21 protein-coding genes and 1 tRNA gene are annotated in these 19,450 nt (G+C 58.2%); 7 read left to right on the plus strand and 15 right to left on the minus strand.

The window, feature by feature from the left end; translation table 11 throughout:
- Positions 1–14 precede the first annotated feature (14 nt).
- The 6 genes from C8265_RS10335 to C8265_RS10360 all read right to left on the minus strand — a co-directional run bounded on the left by C8265_RS10335 (position 15) and on the right by C8265_RS10360 (position 3,156).
- On the minus strand, positions 15–761 hold the full coding sequence (locus C8265_RS10335; RefSeq protein ID WP_108483943.1) for an ATP-binding protein: 747 nt from the start codon (positions 759–761) through the stop codon (positions 15–17).
- Positions 761–1,066 carry a hypothetical protein gene (locus tag C8265_RS10340; protein ID WP_126623164.1) on the minus strand — a complete coding sequence of 102 codons (306 nt, stop codon included), beginning with the start codon at positions 1,064–1,066 and terminating at the stop codon, positions 761–763. Before C8265_RS10340 ends, C8265_RS10335 begins: the two co-directional genes overlap by 1 nt.
- A complete protein-coding gene (locus C8265_RS10345) occupies positions 1,063–1,596 on the minus strand; it encodes a hypothetical protein (protein WP_206050325.1) in 534 nt (177 codons plus the stop codon). Before C8265_RS10345 ends, C8265_RS10340 begins: the two co-directional genes overlap by 4 nt.
- Positions 1,596–1,949 (minus strand): hypothetical protein, encoded by a 354-nt coding sequence (locus C8265_RS10350; protein WP_206050326.1) that lies wholly within the window; start codon positions 1,947–1,949, stop codon positions 1,596–1,598. The genes C8265_RS10345 and C8265_RS10350 overlap by 1 nt, the downstream gene beginning before the upstream one ends.
- Positions 1,950–1,961: 12 nt before the next feature.
- A complete protein-coding gene (locus C8265_RS10355; protein WP_338065783.1) occupies positions 1,962–2,273 on the minus strand; it encodes a helix-turn-helix transcriptional regulator in 312 nt (103 codons plus the stop codon).
- A 199-nt stretch (positions 2,274–2,472) separates the two neighbouring features.
- A complete protein-coding gene (locus C8265_RS10360) occupies positions 2,473–3,156 on the minus strand; it encodes a hypothetical protein (protein ID WP_108483945.1) in 684 nt (227 codons plus the stop codon).
- Positions 3,157–3,263: 107 nt separating this feature from the next.
- Here C8265_RS10360 and C8265_RS10365 point away from each other — a divergent pair, with 107 nt between their 5' ends.
- The 7 genes from C8265_RS10365 to C8265_RS10390 all read left to right on the plus strand — a co-directional run bounded on the left by C8265_RS10365 (position 3,264) and on the right by C8265_RS10390 (position 9,013).
- Positions 3,264–3,941: a LexA family transcriptional regulator gene (locus C8265_RS10365; protein ID WP_108483946.1), complete on the plus strand. Its 678-nt coding sequence runs from the start codon at positions 3,264–3,266 to the stop codon at positions 3,939–3,941.
- A gap of 171 nt (positions 3,942–4,112) precedes the next feature.
- The gene (locus C8265_RS19310) at positions 4,113–4,358 is read left to right on the plus strand and encodes a hypothetical protein (RefSeq protein ID WP_126623165.1); all 246 of its coding nucleotides are present in this window, start codon (positions 4,113–4,115) and stop codon (positions 4,356–4,358) included.
- A 37-nt stretch (positions 4,359–4,395) separates the two neighbouring features.
- Complete coding sequence (locus tag C8265_RS10370) at positions 4,396–4,845, plus strand: DUF2924 domain-containing protein (protein WP_276308498.1); 450 nt, start codon at positions 4,396–4,398, stop codon at positions 4,843–4,845.
- On the plus strand, positions 4,845–6,170 hold the full coding sequence (locus C8265_RS10375) for a recombinase family protein (protein ID WP_108483948.1): 1,326 nt from the start codon (positions 4,845–4,847) through the stop codon (positions 6,168–6,170). The genes C8265_RS10370 and C8265_RS10375 overlap by 1 nt, the downstream gene beginning before the upstream one ends.
- Positions 6,167–6,562: a hypothetical protein gene (locus tag C8265_RS10380; RefSeq protein WP_108483949.1), complete on the plus strand. Its 396-nt coding sequence runs from the start codon at positions 6,167–6,169 to the stop codon at positions 6,560–6,562. The genes C8265_RS10375 and C8265_RS10380 overlap by 4 nt, the downstream gene beginning before the upstream one ends.
- A 226-nt stretch (positions 6,563–6,788) precedes the next feature.
- A complete protein-coding gene (locus C8265_RS10385) occupies positions 6,789–8,159 on the plus strand; it encodes an AAA family ATPase (protein ID WP_108483950.1) in 1,371 nt (456 codons plus the stop codon).
- The gene (locus C8265_RS10390; RefSeq protein ID WP_108483951.1) at positions 8,156–9,013 is read left to right on the plus strand and encodes a DUF4435 domain-containing protein; all 858 of its coding nucleotides are present in this window, start codon (positions 8,156–8,158) and stop codon (positions 9,011–9,013) included. The genes C8265_RS10385 and C8265_RS10390 overlap by 4 nt, the downstream gene beginning before the upstream one ends.
- 390 nt (positions 9,014–9,403) lie before the next feature.
- Here C8265_RS10390 and C8265_RS10395 read toward each other — a convergent pair whose 3' ends face one another.
- The 9 genes from C8265_RS10395 to C8265_RS10435 form a co-directional block, all read right to left on the minus strand.
- Positions 9,404–10,240, minus strand: coding sequence for a protein NO VEIN domain-containing protein (locus tag C8265_RS10395; protein ID WP_108483952.1), 837 nt, complete (start codon positions 10,238–10,240; stop codon positions 9,404–9,406).
- Between the two features lie 349 nt (positions 10,241–10,589).
- A tRNA-Ser gene (locus C8265_RS10400) sits at positions 10,590–10,679 on the minus strand.
- 120 nt (positions 10,680–10,799) lie between these two features.
- On the minus strand, positions 10,800–11,516 hold the full coding sequence (locus C8265_RS10405) for an alanyl-tRNA editing protein (protein ID WP_108483953.1): 717 nt from the start codon (positions 11,514–11,516) through the stop codon (positions 10,800–10,802).
- A complete protein-coding gene (locus tag C8265_RS10410) occupies positions 11,516–13,873 on the minus strand; it encodes a DUF3772 domain-containing protein (RefSeq protein WP_108483954.1) in 2,358 nt (785 codons plus the stop codon). Before C8265_RS10410 ends, C8265_RS10405 begins: the two co-directional genes overlap by 1 nt.
- Positions 13,870–14,895 carry a cysteine synthase A gene (locus tag C8265_RS10415; RefSeq protein ID WP_108483955.1) on the minus strand — a complete coding sequence of 342 codons (1,026 nt, stop codon included), beginning with the start codon at positions 14,893–14,895 and terminating at the stop codon, positions 13,870–13,872. Before C8265_RS10415 ends, C8265_RS10410 begins: the two co-directional genes overlap by 4 nt.
- Positions 14,896–14,946: 51 nt before the next feature.
- On the minus strand, positions 14,947–16,065 hold the full coding sequence (locus C8265_RS10420; RefSeq protein WP_108483956.1) for an NUDIX domain-containing protein: 1,119 nt from the start codon (positions 16,063–16,065) through the stop codon (positions 14,947–14,949).
- Between the two features lie 3 nt (positions 16,066–16,068).
- Complete coding sequence (locus tag C8265_RS10425) at positions 16,069–16,527, minus strand: TrgA family protein (RefSeq protein WP_108483957.1); 459 nt, start codon at positions 16,525–16,527, stop codon at positions 16,069–16,071.
- A 4-nt stretch (positions 16,528–16,531) separates the two neighbouring features.
- A complete protein-coding gene (locus C8265_RS10430; RefSeq protein WP_108483958.1) occupies positions 16,532–17,746 on the minus strand; it encodes an SAM-dependent methyltransferase in 1,215 nt (404 codons plus the stop codon).
- Between the two features lie 124 nt (positions 17,747–17,870).
- Positions 17,871–19,292: a cryptochrome/photolyase family protein gene (locus C8265_RS10435; protein ID WP_108484171.1), complete on the minus strand. Its 1,422-nt coding sequence runs from the start codon at positions 19,290–19,292 to the stop codon at positions 17,871–17,873.
- Positions 19,293–19,450: the final 158 nt, after the last annotated feature.

Consider the following 19,450-nt stretch of genomic DNA (forward strand, 5'->3'; position numbering starts at 1 on the left):
CTTTCAGGTGCGAATTATTCAGGTTGGGGCATGGCTGCGAGGAACTCCGACCACTCGAGCGGCAGGGTGTCCGGCAGGCCGTAACGGTTTTTGGCGAGGAAGGCAGGACGCTCTTCGGTGTGCATGACGCGCGCACCGGACCCGAGCGCACGGGTCACCTTCTTGTTGAACCCGACATCGGATTTGGCGACCGAGATCTGGTAGTTCGCGAAGAGCACCACATCGGAATGCTCCTGCAGCAGCGCCGAGGCGCGGGTCTGCAGCTTGATCACATACCGGTCGTAGGGTTCGTGCTCGGGGCTGTCGAAACGCTTGATGTCGGTATGGGCGATCTGGATGACCACCATGCCCTTCCGATCACGCAGCGCATTCAGCTTGTCGAGATACTCGCGCCAGATGGTCAGAGCCTCGGCGTAGCCCTTGCCAAAGCCCGGGGTTTCGATCGACTGCCAGCCGTTGCGTTTGCAGGCTTCAGCCCAGATCAGCGGCTCGAGCCAGTCGACGCTGTCGACCACGACGGTGCCATACCCGTGATCTTCCTCCAGCAATGCGTCGAGCGCTTCCGCCACCTCAGTATAGCTGGTCGCCAACGGAAAATGCGGGACCTGCAATTTGCCGAGACCATCCTCGGTCATAATGAACACAGGCGCGCCAGCGTCGGCCGCAAATGTGGATTTTCCGACACCGGCAACCCCGTGGATCAGGATGCGCGGCGGCTGGAGCGCGCTCGTGGTGCGCAGAGATGCGAGAGAAATGGCCATTATCGATGTCCTTGGTGTTGCGGAATGGAGGGTTGGAATGCCGACTTGCGGCCAGGGGGATCGGCGGTGACGGCGGCCGTCGCCGGGGGCATGTTGTGATCGCCGACATGCCCCACAGAGCCTGGATTGCGCTGGCGGGTGGAGACGTCGCCGCGCGCCCGCGCCGCATCGTAGGCCAGACCGGCAACCTCCCGCGCCTCGAGCACCTCGGCGGCGATTTTCGCACCCGACAACATGCTCGCGGCACGGTAGATAAGACTGGGCAGGTCCTGTGACGGGGCCGATGCATGGGCGAGCCGGCTCACTGGTCAGCCCCCTGCGGGACGATCTCGACCTTCAGCGTGCCGGGCCGGACGGTGCGTGCGGGCTCGAAACCCTGCCGGATGGCCTCAGGCCAGGCGGCGTATTTGCGCTCCGCCACCTTGTAGGCGAGATCGACATATTCGGCCGGATCTTCCCCGGCATCGCGGATCCGCGCGACCATGTCGGCCAGTCGGGCCTGATCCCAATCCACCCGCTTGGGCAGATCGGCGACCACGGTGAAATCGCCATCGTCGAACCGGACGGTGCCAGTGTCCTTGGCCAGCAGCTGCCGCTCCTCGGTGGCGCGAGTGGCGTAGCGGATGGCCAGTCCGGCATCGAAGCGGGTCTTGGCGGCCTTGTCGCGCTTCAGACGCTCGTCGATCTCACGCTGCAGGATTGCCAGCAACTCGACCGGCAAGGTCGCGATTTCGGCTGCGCTGAGGGATGGCAGATCGTCAGGCGTGGGGGTGTTGTCGGGGAATGGCATGAATTGGTCTCCGTGATCGGTGAAAAAGGATTGGAAGGCGGCCATCACGCGGCCTCCGTTTCGGCGAGCAGCAGCTCGGACAGGGAGGCAGCGGCGGCTTTGGGCTTGGGCCTGGCGACGGCGATGTAGGCGAACTGGTCGGGCCCCACGCGGTCCTGAACGAGATGCACGAGACCAAGTTCAGCGGCCCAGAAAGCGCGGGATCCAAGCCTGCTCAACTCGGCACGTGCGCCGTCCGACAGCCCTGAAAACACAGGGAAGATGTCGAGCACCAGAAAACCGCGATGGTATTCCAGCCGGTCGCCGGGAACGGCCTGCGCCACCCAGGCGCAAAACTCGATCTCGGTGAGCGGTCGGCTGGCGCGAACGGTGATAAAGGGTGTGGTTCCCATGAACATGATCTCCCCCCTCTACGAACTGCGCAGCGACATCGCCCTGGACGGGGTCCTGCCATTCGCAGGTGAGGATGTGACGGGAACAGCTGACAGCCTCCGACCCTCTGCGGGTCCGGCTCGGTCAATTGCAGCACTTACGACTTTCGCCCGCTGCAACTGGCTCTCTTCGAAAGCTTCGATCTCCTCGCGCCGATACAGCACGCGCCCGCCAAGCTTGAGAAACGTCGGCCCCTGGCCAACATGGCGCCAACGCTCAAGCGTCCGATGGGAGATGCCCCAGCGACGGGCCAGCTCCTTCTGATTCAGGCAATGCTTTTGCAGCATCATTGTCTCCTCTTCATCGTTGATGAGGACACAATGCCAATTTGCGGTATGGGATGTCGTGGGGATTGGCGGGGGATGCGGAGGGGGATCACGTGACCCTTGCGTGGCAGCACCTTCGGCAGCCTGGAGGGTGAGCCATCCCCCTCCATCCCCCACTCATCCCCCTCACGATCCCCCACCGCCGGGTGACCGGTGGTGCAAATCAGTCCAGGTTGAGTCGGTATCCGCCGCGGCGATCCGAGCGAATCAGGTGCCGCCAGTTGGCCTGCGATTTGAATACATCGGCCATACGCAGGCTTTTCGAACCAGCCCCGGAGAGAACCGACTTGCCGTTCTGCCACGGCTCGCCCGCCATGGCCGCGCCGTGCAATGCCCGGACGACTTCAGCCTGGATCGGCCCAAGCTTGAAGCGGCTGCCATTGCACCGCACCTCCTGGTAGTCAGCCGAGGCGATGAAGGTGGGCTCCTCAATGGCCGCACCTGCCCCGGAAAACCCGTTGGCGATCTCGAAACAGTCGCGTTCCTCGCGCCTTATCAGAAGATCGCCGATCAGAACCAGCACCGGCTCGGCGTGCTCGCAGAGCGTGGCATAATCAGCCTGGGGAGTGCGGAAGTCACTCAGGTGGACTTCACCACAGCGAAAGAGCTGAAACGCATCCCGGGCGTGCAGATCCAGCAAGCCATCATAGTTAGCTTGCTCCCAAGGCACACGATGACCAACCCCATCCCCGTTGTCCTCGTAGCCGCCGAACTCCACCGGCACACCAAACACCCGCATCGAAAGCCGCAGACTGTCATTCTCGGCAAGGTAGATCAGGTCGGCCTCAGAGATCCGCCAGCGGTCCAGTACCTCGGGGAGGGTAAAATACGCTTTTTCGATCTCCATCCGCCCTCGATTCCCGCCGCTGAATGTTTATACTTTGTTCTAGTTGCTTGACGTTATCGGATCAATCCTATTTTATCCTATTTAGTCCACAGCCCCTTGGGGAAATCATGACCGAGCAACATACCCTTGCCGACCGCCTCCGCGCCCGCGCCGATCAACTTGGCCTCAGCCCGGCGCATGTCGCCGAGATGGCCGGTGTGAACCGCTCCTTCGTCTACGACATCCTGCGCGGGCGATCGACGCGCCCCGGGATCGAAAAGCTCCGCGAGGTCGCGGCAGTCCTGAAGGTGGATCGCGACTGGCTGATTCACGGCATCGGCGACGTGGACGGCACGCCGCCCTTCATCGACAATCCCGATGAAGCCCTTGTGGCGATTGCACATGCCAGCCCGCGCCCCTCAATGGGCGGCGGCGCGGTGGTGCTTGAAGATCGCGACACGCCGGGCCGCGCCTATCACTTCCGCCGGTCCTGGATAAAGGGCAGCCTCAAGGCCAGCCCCTCGCAGCTGCGCATCATGCATGTTGAAGGCGACAGCATGGCCCCTACCCTGCTGGACGGCGATACGGTGCTGGTCGACATGGCGCGCAAGACTCCGAACCCGCCCGGGATTTTCGTACTGAACGACGGGATGGGTTTGGTCGCCAAGCGGCTGGAGCACATCCCGAACAGCGATCCAGCTGCGGTGCGGGTCATCTCCGACAACAGCTTTTACAGCCCCTACGAGCGCACGGTCGAAGAGATCCACGTCATCGGGCGGATCCGCTGGTTCGCACGGGAGATCTGAGATCATCAAATGCGGCCAGGTCGATGATGTCGGCGCTGCGTTAACGCATTCCGGCGACGCAAACCCGATCCTTTACGCGGCACCCCGCACCAGCCCCGCAACCCGTTGTTTTAACTTGAATACCAGCGCCGCCTGAAGCCCAGATAGGGCAACAACCCGAAAGGCGCTCCGATGATTGATGAAATCTCAACCCCGGTTTCGGGGCCCAATCCGCTATGCCCCAACAAGATGTCAGCCCGTGCCCGCCTCGCCGAACTCGGCCGCATTCTAGCCGTCGGCGTCATTCGTCTGACCGCCGAAAATGCCAGGTCTTTATCTGCCGCAGGCGGAGACAGTTTCGTGGACTTCTCGCCCCAAACGAGCGGTGGTTGTCGTGCAAAACGTTTACCACTTGGAGGAATTGATGAAGCATCATAATAGGATAACACCCACCAAACCTGGGCAGGACGGAGCAGTGGATCAAACAGTCCTGGCCCGCCTGGCTGCGCTGAAGGCCATGTCGGTCAGGGATCTGAAAGCCGAATGGGAAAAGCTCATCGGCACCGCCGCGCCGAACAACAGCCGGACCTTTTTGGAAATTCGCATCGCTTATCGCATCCAGGAACTGACCTACGGCGGTCCCGACCGGCAAACCCGGCGCATGCTTGATTTGCTGGCCGATGAAGTTGAGGGGGTCGCGCGGAGGAAAAACCAGATTGCCGACCCGCGCAATCCTGTGGTGGGCACGAGGCTGATCCGGGAATGGGACGGCGTCGAGCATACGGTGATCGTCCTGAAAGACGGGTTCGACTTGCAAGGCCAGAAATACAAATCGCTCTCGGCGGTAGCCCGGGCCATCACCGGAACGCGCTGGAATGGCTATCGCTTCTTCGGCCTCCGTGAACGCAAGCGGGAGCAGGCATGATGGATCGCACGACCCGCCCTGCCCGCCGCCTGCGCTGTGCGATCTACACCCGCAAGTCGAGCGAGGAAGGGCTCGACATGGAGTTCAACAGCCTCGACGCGCAGCGAGAGGCATGCGAGGCCTATATCGCCAGCCAGCGCTCCGAGGGTTGGGTTGCGACCCGCGACCGTTATGACGACGGCGGCTTTTCCGGTGGCAATCTCGAGCGGCCGGGTCTCAAGCAGCTTCTGGCCGACATCGACGACGGGTTGATCGACGTGGTGGTGGTTTACAAGATCGACCGGCTCAGCCGCTCGCTGATGGACTTTTCCAAGCTGGTCGAGATCTTTGACCGCAACGGCGTCACCTTCGTTTCGGTCACGCAGTCGTTCAACACCACGACCTCGATGGGGCGGCTGACGCTGAACATCCTGCTCAGTTTCGCCCAGTTCGAACGCGAGGTCATCGGCGAGCGGATCCGCGACAAGGTGGCGGCATCGCGCAAGCGCGGGATCTGGATGGGCGGCTATGTGCCGCTGGGCTATGATGTTCAGGATCGCAAACTGGTGGTCAACGACGCCGAGGCCGCATCGGTCCGCCGCATCTTCGAGCGGTTCGTCGAACTCGGGTCCGCCACGGTTCTGGCGCGCGAACTCCGCCGCGACGGGTTCCGCAACAAGCAGGGAACGCTGATCGACAAGGGTTACCTCTATCGGCTGCTGAACAACCGGGTTTATCGCGGTGAGGCCGTCCACAAGGGCAAGGCTTATCCCGGCGAGCACGACGTTATCATCGACAACGACCTCTGGGATCGCGCCCACGCCATCATGAAGGAAAGCCCCCGCAAGCGCGCCAACAATAGCCGGTCGCAGACACCTGCGCTATTGAAGGGGCTGATCTTCAGCGACACCGGTGTCGCCATGACCCCCACCAGCACCCGGAAAGGTGCGAAGCTTTACCGTTACTATGTGTCGATGGACACGATTAAAAACCGGGAGACCGGTGCTGAGACCGCCCCGATGCGGCTGGCTGCCGGAATGGTCGAGGACGCGGTCGTGACCGAGGTCCGGCGCATTCTCCAGACGCCGGAGGTCGTGACGCAGGTGATTGCCGCCGTGAAGCAGCAGGATAGTGCAGTTTCGGAGTCGGACGCCATCGCGGCATTGCATGAATTCAACGCCCTCTGGGCGCAGCTGTTCCCGGCCGAGCAGGCACGGATCATCCAGCTTCTCGTCCGTCGTGTCACCGTCACCGCCGCAGGTCTTGAGGTGGACATCCGGCGCGAGGGGATCGCGGGCGTCGTCCGCGAGATGGTTGCGCCGCGCAATCTGGAGGCGGCGGAATGACCAAGCCTGACGATACGATCCGCGTACTGATCCCGCTGAAGATTCGCAAGAAGAACGGTCGGCCAAAAATCATGCCGCCCGCCGATTACCGACCCAGCGAAGACCAGACGCAGGACCCGCATATCCTGCGCGCCATTGGGCGGGCATGGGGCTGGCGGCGGCGTATGGACGCCGGTGAATTCAGCACGATCCAGGAACTCGCCGAAGCCGTTGGTTTGGCCGAGCGCCATGTCAGCCGTCAATTGCGGCTCGCTTATCTCGCCCCGGAGGTGCTGAAGCGGTTGACCTGCGGGCGCGAGCCATCGGCGGTCAGCCTGTATGATCTGGGCTTCCTCGCTGGGGAACCGTGGCAGGAGCAAATGAAACAGGCACTCGAGGAGGCTGCACCCTGAACGTCGCGCTCGGCCCTAACCGGACATTCACAGGCTCGATGACTCTGCGCCGCGGCGTTCCTATAGCGAACGCATGGGGCGCTTCAGTAGCGGTCATCTGGATGACGTAAACTATGCGGACACGGTGCGCGACATAACAAAACCACCCGCTGAGGTTGAGGAAAGCCTTGCTTATTTAGAGCAAGCAGGACAAAGGTTTGTTCGTCAAGCACCGGGATAACGTCTTATGAAGCTCATCAAATTCGAGGCCATTGATGTTAACGGCTACCTGAATTTTGGCTTGGACTTCTTCGAAGACCTGACATTTCTCACGGGAATAAATGGCACCGGAAAAACGTCGGCTTTGAATGCTATGTCGGCGCTTCTAATGCCGAAGCTTGATTACTTAGCGTCCCATAGCTTCGCTTACATATCACTTACGATTGGACATCAGGGTGAGAAGGTAATGCTCAGTGCGGAGCGAGAGAAACATATTACTAAGCTCTCATGCTCACTATACCCAGAAGAACCAATTAGCTTCGAAGCTTTCTCAGAACCCGACACTGAACTGCCGCGGCATAAGCTGTCCGAACTGGAGGAGGAATACTACAAGGAGCTATTGGCCAAGAATGCGAATTCACCAATCTTGAGCTTCATCGAGGACCTTCCAACACCGATGTTTCTTGGGCTCGACCGACGATCTCGCTCCTTCACTCCCGACCGGTACTGGATGTATAGCTCGAATCGCAAGCAAATCAGAAGGAACGTCTTCGGCAACTCCTTGAACGCAAGTCTACGCGAGGCGATGTATTTCGCCAACGACCAACTGAGAAATAACGAACGGCGAAAGTTCTTACTCGACAGAAATTTCAGAGATAAGCTGGTTTTAGAGCTATTAAACTTCCCTCCAGTGAACTTTACAGAACTCCGCCACGACGAAGACATTATCGATGAAGTAAGCTTGAGTGAGGCCAAGAAGAATATCTATAAAATCCCTAAGCTCCTGAGGCTGCCATATAGCGAAATCACCAGTCGGATTGAGGGTTTATTTACCTTTATCGAAGAACAGGTAGCGATCGTCAGAAACAGTCCCCCAGGAAAAGAAGATGAAGATGATGTATGGGAGGCCCCGATATTAGAAGCGAGGTTCGCAATCGCGCAGAATAAAGCCAACATCGAAAAGATCAACACACTATCCCGAATGGTCTCAGAATACACAGCTAAGACCGAAGAGATCGACAAAAGAACAAATGAGTTCGCAGAACTAATAAACTCGTTTATTAAGGACAGCGGGAAAATACTCGTATATACGGACGATTTTGAGCTGGCATTTAGGGTTGGGGAGGAAAGCGCTGAAAGAGATCTAACGACCCTCTCCTCAGGCGAAATTCAGATCATTGTGATCTTTGCACACCTCTACTTTAATCCCGAAACCAACAAGGCAAACGTTTTCATAATTGACGAACCTGAGCTTTCACTTCACGTCCAATGGCAACAGAAATTCGTTGACGCTCTACTGGAGGTGACGGAGAATACTCAATTCATTATGGCGACCCACTCCCCTACGATTATCATGAATCGCATCAAGAACTGCAAAGAAATCTCGCGGCAAATATGACTACTTCGGCTGTATATCCCACAGGAATCGCCCCGGCGCTTGGACATCTCAACTCATCTCAGAATAGCATTGAGATATTTGTCGAAGATGAGACTGGAACGAATATGTGGCGCAACATACTCCGAGCGTTCCTGCCTGTAGGTACTGCGTTCAGCACCCCAATCCAGCTTGGTGGCCGAGATCGAGTGATTGATGAGTGCAAGAGAGATCAGGCCGATGATGGGCGGAAAAAACTATACATTATTGATGCGGATATCGACATATTGCTTGGTCGAAGCAAGCCTAGACTAAAACACCTCTATAGGCTCCGCTCGTACTGCATAGAGAACTACCTCATTCAGGAGAAGGCGCTCATTGACCTTGCTTGCATACTTGATCCTGAAGTGGACGAACTGACGGCCGTTCATAGATTGGACTTTGAGGCATGGATACAGAGCATATCGGGGGAACTTGAAGGCCTTTTCGTGTGCTACGGTACCAGCCTGAATTTAGGCGGTGGCGATAGGACAATACGATATCACGTCGCCAACCTGACCAAACCGCACCCAAACCATTTTCTCATCTGCGAAAGGAAAGCTGGCAGGCGGATATTCGCCCTCTACCGGCGGCTTTGCCGGGATTTCGGGCTGGTTGCTGTCCGTCAAATGAGAGAAAACGTACTGGCCAACGCCGTCCCAAATAACCCAATATCCTACGCATCCGCCAAGCACTATCTCCTTCCGCTTGTCTTCGCGAGGTTGCGAACGCTGTTCGGCCAGGGCATGAGTGACAATCAGATGAAATCTGCTTTATCTCGAACTATTGACTCTTCTATCGATCCCTACTTGGCCAAGCGATTCCGGAGCATTCTCTGACTGATAGTGGCATATTGAGACAATGGATTCAGACTGTTTATTAGTTGGACCCGTCTGGCACTCAAACTTCCGACCGGTTGCGTTCTCGTCCCCTATCTCCCCCATCATGGCTCTACTAATATTTCGCATAAGGAGCTTTTCTATTAGATCTCAAATTGATCAGAGGTAGTTCCGCTTACGCTTGGATTGCTAGTTTGACGTTCGGACGAATAAAATTATCGCAGCGTAGCGAATTTCTACTTTCCCTTGGAAAGTGTCCTCAGTGCCGCGCCACCGCGAAAGTCCGGTTTCCGCCCTTCGTGCCGTTATGTCAGCAAGAAAAAGGCCGCTTTCGTTTTTGCCTTTCGGGCAGCGGCCCGTGAGAAATCGGCCTCCGCAGCAAGCAGGAGCTCAATGAAAACTCGCCTGAAAGGCCGTCGCGGTCAACGAGACATGGGCGTCTAGCGGCGGGTGCAACTCAAACGCTTTTGGCTCACGCGAGAAATTCCAGAGGCGTAAAAGGCACCATTCCGTCCGGCGCTCTTCGGCGACCGCCAGTTCATTTCGAGAAATGTAAAAGGGCGTGCGTTCCCAGCCGTTTGTTGTTTTCACCTCGATCAAACGCTCCCGTCCGTCCGGAGCGAAGCTGGCAATGTCGTACCCCACACCATCGCCATCCTCTTTTGAAACCCACCGCACCTTTCGTGCCAAGTCATCACGACCAGCCACTTTCAATGCGGATCGTTCGTGTGCAACGACGCGCTCTTCTCCTGCCCGGCCGAGGGCCCGGTTGCGTTCATCTCGACCCGCTACGTCGAACTTTCTGGCGACATGCAGCATTTGCTCCAGTTCCTGCGGCGGCGGCTGGTTAGACAGCGTCGGTGGCGGTCCAATCCAGATCTGCGCAGCCTCGCGCAGGACATTTGCTGATCGCGCGCCCGGCATCCGCCCAAGCCAAGCCGGGTTCCATGCCAACCAGCGCGCCACAGCATCGACCAAAGTCATCTGGAAATTGAACGCTGGCTTGTAGCCAGGGATCCAATCTTCGCCGAGCCCCTTCAGCACCGCACTGATATTCTGATGCTTGAACTCGATCGAGCCTTCCGTCCGGTTCCGTAATAGGGGCATCAAACTGCGCCGGTGCTGAGCCTTGTTATAGGGACGGCCCGCCATGTCCTCGGCCAGCATCGCGAAGTAATCCGCGACGATCAGGTCGTTTTCTGCATCTGTCCAGGGCCCATTCGACATGCCGCCAGGCTATGAGCGGAAAGTCTGTTTGTCATCAAAGACTTCTCGCGACTTTTCGCACTGCTTCGAAGAACCACGCCGCCTTCAGGTGTCTCTGACCGTTTCGATAGCGGTCGAACCTGCCTCAACTGCGGCGCAATCCATTTTCAGCAAGCACTTGAAAAGACAGACATTTTCGAATGCGTCTCGATTTAGGTGAAGGGCGGGTGAAAGGAGACGCGGGGCGTTCAGAGACCGATTTCCGGCAAACGGCCAGTCTCCGAAAGTCGGATGGCTCCGCTAAACCCCTTTGAAACAAAAAGAAAAAAAGCCCTCACAGGGGCCTCGTCTCGGGTTCGCGAATGGTTTGTGGCGGACAGACAGGGATTCGAACCCTGGAGACGGTCTCCCGCCTACACACTTTCCAGGCGTGCGCCTTCGACCACTCGGCCACCTGTCCGTGGCGCATGGATTAGACAATCGCGTCGGAAGATGCAAGGGCAGAGCGGGGTAGAAATGCGCATGAAGAAGATGAACGCCCAAGCAGAGGTTTTAACCCGATTTGCAAGCGGTGGGCCGGTCAGGTCAGGTGGATATAAACGCGTCGATTTTGCGCGCCTTTTTTGGTGATTTTGCCCAACCGTACCTGCCCGATTTCTCCGGTGCGCCGGACATGGGTGCCGCCGCAGGGCTGCAGATCGATCTGCTGTGTTGCGTTGCCGATCTGTACCAGACGCACCTTGCCCGATCCCATGGGGGGCATCACCGACATGGTTTTCACCAATCCGGGGTTTGCGCGCAATTCTTCGTCGGTGATCCAGGTTTCGCTGACCTGCAGATCTTGCGCGATCAGATCGTTCAGCGCGATTTCCAAGGCATCCTTGTCGTTTGGAGAGTCGGGCATATCGAAATCAAGGCGGCCCTTGTCTGGTGCGATCGATCCGCCACTGACGGGTAGCGGAATAACCACCGAAAGAAGGTGCAAGGCGGTATGTACCCGCATGTGGCGCAATCTTCGCGACCAATCCAACGATTGTTCGACCCAGGTTCCGACCGGGGGCAACGGATCGGGGGCCGCCGGCACCAGAACCAAATCGCCATCGTCACCTTTCAAACATGTCGCGATATCCAGCGATGCATTGCCCCATGTCAATCTGCCGCTGTCGCCCGGTTGACCGCCACCTGTGGCGTAAAAGATCGACTGATTCAGGATCACGCCGCCTTCGGGTGTGTGGCCGACAACCTTGGCCGGGGCGTGGGCCAGATAGGCATCTTCGTGGAACAAAAGGCGGGTCATCACATATCCTTTTTGGCCAATGGATCGCCCTCGGGCGTGTTGGGCGCGGGCTTTAACGCTTCGGGATTGCGCAGCCAGACATCACGTTGGGCGAATGGAATTTCGATTCCACCGGCGCTGAATTGGGCGGCAATTTCGTGATTCATATCGGATTTCACCGACATCATGAAATTGATATCCCGCAAAATGGCGCGAATTTCAAAATCAAGGCTATCGGCCCCGAAACCGACAAACAAGACCGAAGGCGGCGGATTCAGCACCACAAGCGGATGCGCCTCGGCGATCTCTTTCAGGATCTGTTCTACCTGGCGGGTATCACTTCCGTAGGCCACGCCGACAGGCACAATTACCCGCCCCACCAGATTGCCACGGGTCCAGTTGGTGACAGTGCCGCTGATGAAATCACCGTTGGGCACAATCACATCGGTGCGATCAAAGGTTTCGATCCGGGTTGAGCGCACGGAAATATCGCGCACATATCCCATCTGCCCGCCCACCTCGACCCAGTCGCCTTCGGAAATCGGGCGTTCGATCAACAGGATGATGCCGCTGACAAAGTTGCTGACGATGTTTTGCAAACCAAAACCGATGCCCACCGAAAGCGCCCCGGCAACAATCGCAAGCGATGACAGATCAATCCCCGCGGCGGTAATTGCGAACACCATCGCCAGAAACAGGCCAACATATCCAACCCCCGCAACAATCGCGTTGCGCCCGCCGGTATCGATATGGGTCTTGGGCAAAACCGAAATCCGCAAGGTACCCTGCAACAGCCGCGTCAGACCATAGCCAAGGGCAAAGATCACCGCGAAGGTCAGGAAATCACTGGGCGAAATCCGCGTTTCACCAAAGCTGAACCCTTCGCGAAACCGCGCCCAAAGTTCCCACAGATCGGTCAGCCGTGCGCCCCAGATCAGCGCAAACATCGGCAAGGCGACCAGGGCCAGAACAAAGGCGATCAAAACCGGGGTCAACGCCTCGGACGACTCTGCCTCGCTGCGCCCGGTGAACAGGGCGTAAAAATCACGCACCGTAGAGCGCAGCACCAGCAACAGCGCCAAAAGCGCCAGTGAAAGGATCGACGGAAAGACCAGCATCGTTCCGGCGGTCAGAAATCCGACCGCGCCCAGAACCGGGCCCAAAATGCCCACCCCGATAGCCGCGCGGCCTGTCAGATGCATCAGACGGCCCAGATTTGATACCGTGCTATCGGCACCCTCTCCGTCCAGCGGAAAATGGGTGCGGGCCAATAGTTGACCAAGACGCGCCAACATCAACCCACCGATCAGCAACAGCGGAAAACCCAGAACAGCCAGGGTGCCATCATCGTACCGGTCAAATTCGCTAAGTCGGTCCAGCATCATGGCGACACAAAGCAACAGGCCAAAGACGGCGGTGTAATACCGCCCCTCGGCGCGCCGCTCGGACGGCATGGGAATGGGGTGCTGAATATCTTCGCGGCGTGGAAAAACCCGCCCGCCCAGCCAGATCGCACCAAAGGTAAGCAGCCCCAGTTGCGGCAATGCCCCAGCAATGATCTGACCGCGCAAGCCCAGACTGCCGCTTAGATAGGCCGCTTCGCGAAAGGCAAGAATGCCCAGCACCGGCACGATCACCTGACTGAGCGATACGATAAATCCGATGGCCGGGTTGCTGGGGCTGTGGCCGCCGCGGTGCAACCTTTGGGTCAACCGCTCCATCCACGACCGGCCCCGCAGGATCAGGATCATCGCAACCACAAGATAAAAAAGAATGCGCGGCAGGCTTTCGCGCCACGGCGCGGTTGCGCCTGATACATCCAGGCCATCAATGATTTCGGCGTGCAGTTGATCAAAACTGCGGCCCAATTCGGAAAGCGCCGGGCCCCACAACGCCGGATTGAGCGGCGACGGGCCAAGGCGAAGCACCTCTTCGGTCTGACGTTCTCGCAGTTTTCCATCAATTTCGCGGATCAACCCATCGGCGCGGTTGTATGCCTCTTCGGCGCTTAATTGGGGCGCGCGCAGGCGGGTAAGTTGCTCTGCCAATTCGGCCCGCCGTTGGGCCAATGCGGGTTCTTCGGGCGGATCACTGTCGGTGGGTGCCGGGCCAAGTGCGGCGATTTGCGCCAGCAGCGTGTTGATGCGTGTCTGATTTCCACCTTGGGCCGCAAGAAACTGTTCGCGAAACTGCACCAACTCACTGCGCAGTTGTTCCATCGCACGGTCCGAAGCGCGATCAGCCTCTAACGTGGCTTCGGCGCGCCCCGCCACCCCTTCCCATTCGGCAAGGTCGGTCGTGGTTTGCGCCAAAGTCGCACATGCCAGCAGCAGCCACAGCGCCAGCGCCCCAAGCACCGCCCGCAAGGGCAGGATCATTCCTGAAATACCGCCGGCAGTGTGCGCCCACCTTCCTCAAGCCAGGCAGGAACAGGCAGGTTTTTTTCACGCAGGAACACAGGGTTATACAGTTTTGATTGATACCGCGTGCCGTAATCGCACAGGATGGTGACGATGGTGTGGCCCGGCCCCATTTCGCGCGCCATGGCGATGGCCCCGGCCACGTTTACGCCCGATGATCCGCCCAAACACAGCCCCTCATCGGCAAGCAGATCAAACACCACCGGCAGGGCTTCGGCGTCTGGAATCCGGTATGCCATATCGGGGGTGAACCCTTCCAGATTGGCAGTGATCCGGCCTTGGCCGATGCCTTCGGAGATCGAATTGCCGGGGTTTTCGCGCCCGGTATACAATTTCAGCAGGCCCGCGCCTTCGGGATCGGCCAGGCCGATTTTCACGCCTTTGGGCTGCAATGCCTCGGCCACGCCGGCCAGGGTGCCGCCCGACCCGCAGGCACAGATGAACCCATCAACCTTGCCATTGGTTTGCTCCCAAATCTCGGGGCCGGTGGTTTCGACATGGGCCTGACGGTTGGCGGTGTTGTCAAACTGATTGGCCCAGATCGCCCCGTTGGGTTCGGATTTATTCAACGCTTCGGCCAGGCGACCGGAATATTTCACATAGTTGTTGGGGTTTTTATACGGCACTGCAGGCACCTGCACCAATTCGGCCCCCGCGAGGCGCAGCATGTCTTTTTTCTCTTGGCTTTGGGTTTCGGGAATCACGATCACGGTGCGAAATCCCATTGATGCGCCCACCAGCGCCAGGCCGATTCCGGTATTGCCGGCGGTGCCTTCGACAATGGTGCCGCCCGGGCGCAAATCGCCCCGCGCAACGGCGGCGCGGATCATATACAGCGCGGCGCGGTCTTTCACCGACTGACCGGGGTTCATAAATTCGGCCTTGCCCAAAATCTCGCATCCGGTCGCTTTGGATGGGCCGTTAAGCCGGATCAAAGGGGTGTTGCCAATGGCGGCGGAGAGATCAGGGTGGATGGTCATGGCGGCTCCTGGGCTGGGTTCGATCCTATCTAATCCCGCCCCGCCGCGAACTCAAGCAAACGGCGTGGGCCGCCCCCGTTCGCGAAACAACCAAAAGATGCTGAACAACAGCGGTGTGTTTTCAATTTCGCCCCGATCCGCCAAGGCCAAAAGATCGTCAAACCCCATGATATGGGTGCGAATATCTTCGTGTTCGGTGTCCAACCCCCCTTCCCCCTGGGTCAGATCCGGCAGATCGCACAGGCCGATGAAACTGTATAAATATTCCGTGACGGCCGCCGGGCTGGGATAATGCCCGGCCAATTTGATCAGCCGATGCAGGGTCAACCCTGCCTCTTCCTCGGTCTCGCGGCGCGCCGCCTGATCCGGGGTTTCGCCCGGATCAATCCGGCCTGCCACGGGTTCCAGGCTCCAAGGCACCGGATCACCGCGCAGGAAAATCCCAAAGCGGAATTGTTCCACCAACAAAACCCGGTCGCGCACCGGATCATAGGGCAAAACCGTCACCGCGTCGCCCATCAGGAACCCGCCCCGATTCATCTGGCCACTTGTGCTGCCGTCAAACCGGGTATGGGTCAGATCATATTCGCCCACGGCAAAGTAATTGACATAGGGGGTCGCCGCCCTGACCACGTTTATATCGCGGCGATCCAGCGATGGATCATGCCAGGACAGGTGCGGTTTGGTGGCAACAGCGCGCAGCGATGCTTCGGCGCGGTAGCGAATGGTATTCATCCGCGTGCGCAACTGTGCACCAGACATTTTACCGAAATATGTCATCGCCTCTGTCGCGGCGCGCCGCGTCATTGCCCCCCGGCGCGCGGTCCACTTGGCCAAATCCCACGCCTCATCGGCGGGCTGTACCAAGGTCGCGGGCAGGTAAACCATCGCCGACTGGCGCGCGCCATTTACTGTGACTTCGACCGTATCGGTGATGTGATCAACACCCTGCTGATAAAAACTCAACCGCGCTAGCGCATCCTCTGGGATGTCGCGCAACAACAGGCCCACCGCGCCCTCACCCGGCCCCAATACCGGATAATCGCCGGTTTCGGCGCGCCAAACGCCATGACCGGGCAATTCACCCGGCTCCCCGTGCAGATCGCACCCTGCCACCAATTGGCGCAACTCACTGTCGCGCAGTGTTCCGAAAACAAACAGGTCTGTCATGGGTTACTCCGCCGGGCGGCTGTTTTTCTGGCCGACCCATTCCACCACCGCACTGCAGAACACAGTGCCGATACCAAGAGCGGGCAGCACGTTATTGCCAACCAGATAGCTGGAAAAATCGACCATCAGGCGCACCATTTCTTCCAACGCCTTGGTCGGATCATCGTAATACAGATCAAGCGCGCGTTCTATCATTTCAATAAATGCCCACAAAAACAGGCACCAGAACACAATCGCGACCGCCGCCGTGATGCCATAGGCAATGCCAAAGGCGTATCCTTCGCCCGCGCGCCGCCCGACCACACGCCAGCCCAGTAAAAACCCGATCGCCGCGTTGCCCAAACCAAAACTTATCGGCGTGTTTTGCCCAAACGGGATGTTGGGAATGACCAACCCCGAGATAAAAAACGCCAACGCCGCAAACAGAAGTCCGGCGATCAATTTGGCGGCGGTGGGATACATGGGGTCAGGCGGGCCTTGAGATGGTGATTTGTGTCACGTCGCAGTTTCCGCTGTGAAACGCCGCAGCGCAAGAGATGAGGTAAAAATTCCACATTCTGCGAAACCTGTCATCAAACCCCAAGGCACGCACATCGTCCCATCGTTCGTTGAAGGCCACATGCCAGCGGCGCAACGTCTGGCTGTAACTTTCGCCAAATTCGACCGATTTCTGCACCACCAAACCGGCTTTTTCCACCTCGGCGCGCAGCACTTTGGGGGCGGGCAACATGCCGCCGGGGAAGATATATTTTTGAATGAAATCAACTGTGTTACGGTATACATCCCACCGGTCATCCATCACGGTGATAATTTGCAATGTGGCCTGTGCGCCGGGCTTCAGACGTTCGCGCACCGTTTTGAAATAGGTGGGCCAGTATTTTTCGCCGACAGCCTCGAACATTTCGATGCTGGCGATGCCGTCATATGTGCCTTTTTCGTCGCGGTAATCCTGTAACTTGATGCGGACCAGATCAGATAGCCCTGCCTTTTCAATCCGATCCACGGCAAATTTATGCTGTTCCTTGCTGATCGTCAGGCATGTTACCTTCAGCCCGCGCTGTGCCGCGGCATATTCGGCAAACCCGCCCCAACCACAGCCGATTTCCAACACATGATCCCCCGGTTTCACACCCATCTGATCGACCATGCTGGCGTATTTTGCGGTTTGCGCGGTTTCCAGGCTTTCCTGTCCGGTGGCGAACAGCGCACTGGAATAGGTCATGGTATCATCCAACCACAATCCATAAAAATCGTTACCCAAATCATAATGGGCCGAGATATTTTTGCGCGCCTGGCCCCGTGAATTGCCCATCAACCAGAACCGAGCCCGTTCAAACAGGCGCACCATGCCCATGCCCGGGAAACTGTCGTAAACATCCCAGTTGTCAGCATTGCACAGATCAAGAAACGCCTGAAGATCGGGCGTTGTCCACTGTTCGTCAAGATATGCGTCGCAAAACCCCAGATCGCCTTCGCGGATCAGCCGCGCAAACAGATCGTTGGAATGGACCCGCAATTCGGCGATTGGCCACGCGGTTTGTGTGCCGACCGCGCGAAACACCCGCCCATCGGGCAATACGAAATCCAACCGGCCGTTTCGCATTTCGCATGCCATTGCAAAAACCTGCGCAAAATAGCGCGGCAGGTTCTTTTCCCCGGCGACAGTTGTCAAAACACTCATGAACACTCCGAAAATTTCCAAACAGGCCCCAGCCAAGGATGCGCCTTTCGGGGCAAGCCTCTGCTTTTCTTTAGTAATATACGCGGTTCAATGGCAATTGGTTTTACATTACTTAACGGCACCTTCAAAAACTACGGTTTTCATATGCCGATAGTGCGCGCTTGCGCCCCTCGGCCACCTCTACCACGGGATCGGGGTATGCGTCGTGGGGCGTCATGCCCCATGTTTTCGGGATCGCATCGAAATAAGCCAATGCATCATCATGGGGATTTTTGCGCCCCTCCGCGATCCAGCGATCAACATAGGCACGGTCACGGTCAAATTTGTCCAGTTGTGTCACCGGGTTGAACACGCGGAAATACGGCGTTGCATCGGGGCCCGACCCGGCCGACCATTGCCAGCCCATGGCGTTGCTGGCCGGATCCCAATCGATCAGGCAATCCTCGAACCACTTTTGCCCAATGCGCCAGTGACACATCAGATGTTTGGTCAGATACGACGCCACAATCATTCGCGCCCGGTTGTGCATATGGCCTGTCACATACATTTCACGCTGGGCGGCATCGACAAACTCGATGCCCGTGCGCCCCTGTTTCCAGGCTTTGACCTCGGCGCGCCGCTCGTCCTCGTTCCAGGGAAAGGCATCCCATTCCTCACGCCAGTTGCCGGTGGTGATGCGGGGCGTGTGATACACCAAATGATAGGCAAATTCGCGCCACACCAGTTCTTTCAAAAACGTCTCGGCGCCGCTTTTGCCCGAATGCAGGGCGCGCATGCCCGCGTGCCAACAGGTGCGCGGCGAAATCTCTCCATAGGTCAGGTTTTCACTCAGCTTGCTGGTGCCATTGGCGGCCGGGCGATCACGCGCCGCCTGATAGCCATCAATGCCATCGCTGATGAAGGCGCCCAACCGCCCCTGTGCCGCCGCCTCACCGACGGAGGCAAACGGTTTGACGATGTCGCCGCCCCGCTGCATCGCCGCGCCCATCTGCCAATCGTCCAGATCGTCGGATTTCGGCCAGCTTTCGGGCGCCGGAATTTTACCGGGTGCCGACACCGGGTCGCCCACCGTATCACCGCGCACCGATTTCCAGAATGGCGTGTAAACCTTGTAAAATCCGCCGGTTTTGGTTTCGACCGTCCAGGGCTCAAACATCACATGGCCCGCGAAACTGCGCGCCTCGATGTTGTCGTCCTTTAGCGCGGATTTCACTGCCGTATCGCGCGCCACACTTTCAGGATCATAAAGCCGCGTCCAATATACCGCCCCTGCCCCGGTATCGCGCACCAGATCGCGCAAAACATCCACCGCCTTGCCCCGGCGCAAAATCAGACGGCTGTTTGCGTCTTTCAAGACATTGGCAAAATGCGCCAGCGCCAGACCCAGCCGCCATTTCGGACAGGCACCATGGGTTTCCACCACCTCATCCAGAATCCAGACGGGAATCACCGGCCGCCCTGTTTCAACCGCAGCCCGCAGTGCGGGGTGGTCCGACATCCGCAAATCCCGCCGCAGCCACATTATGATCGGAGTTTTCTCAGACATCGCCCCACCCGGTAAAGCACCGGTCAACCCGGCCATTATATCGGATCTAGCACTCTAACCTGCCGGTCAACCTTTGCTGTCAATTGCCAGAATAAAACCTTTTCGCAATTTGTAAGAGTCTTTTTCGCACCCGCCATGAAAAACGGCGCCCTGCAAAC

Origin of the sequence: Oceaniglobus ichthyenteri (assembly GCF_003057885.1) — a bacterium.
Classification (GTDB): domain Bacteria; phylum Pseudomonadota; class Alphaproteobacteria; order Rhodobacterales; family Rhodobacteraceae; genus Oceaniglobus; species Oceaniglobus ichthyenteri.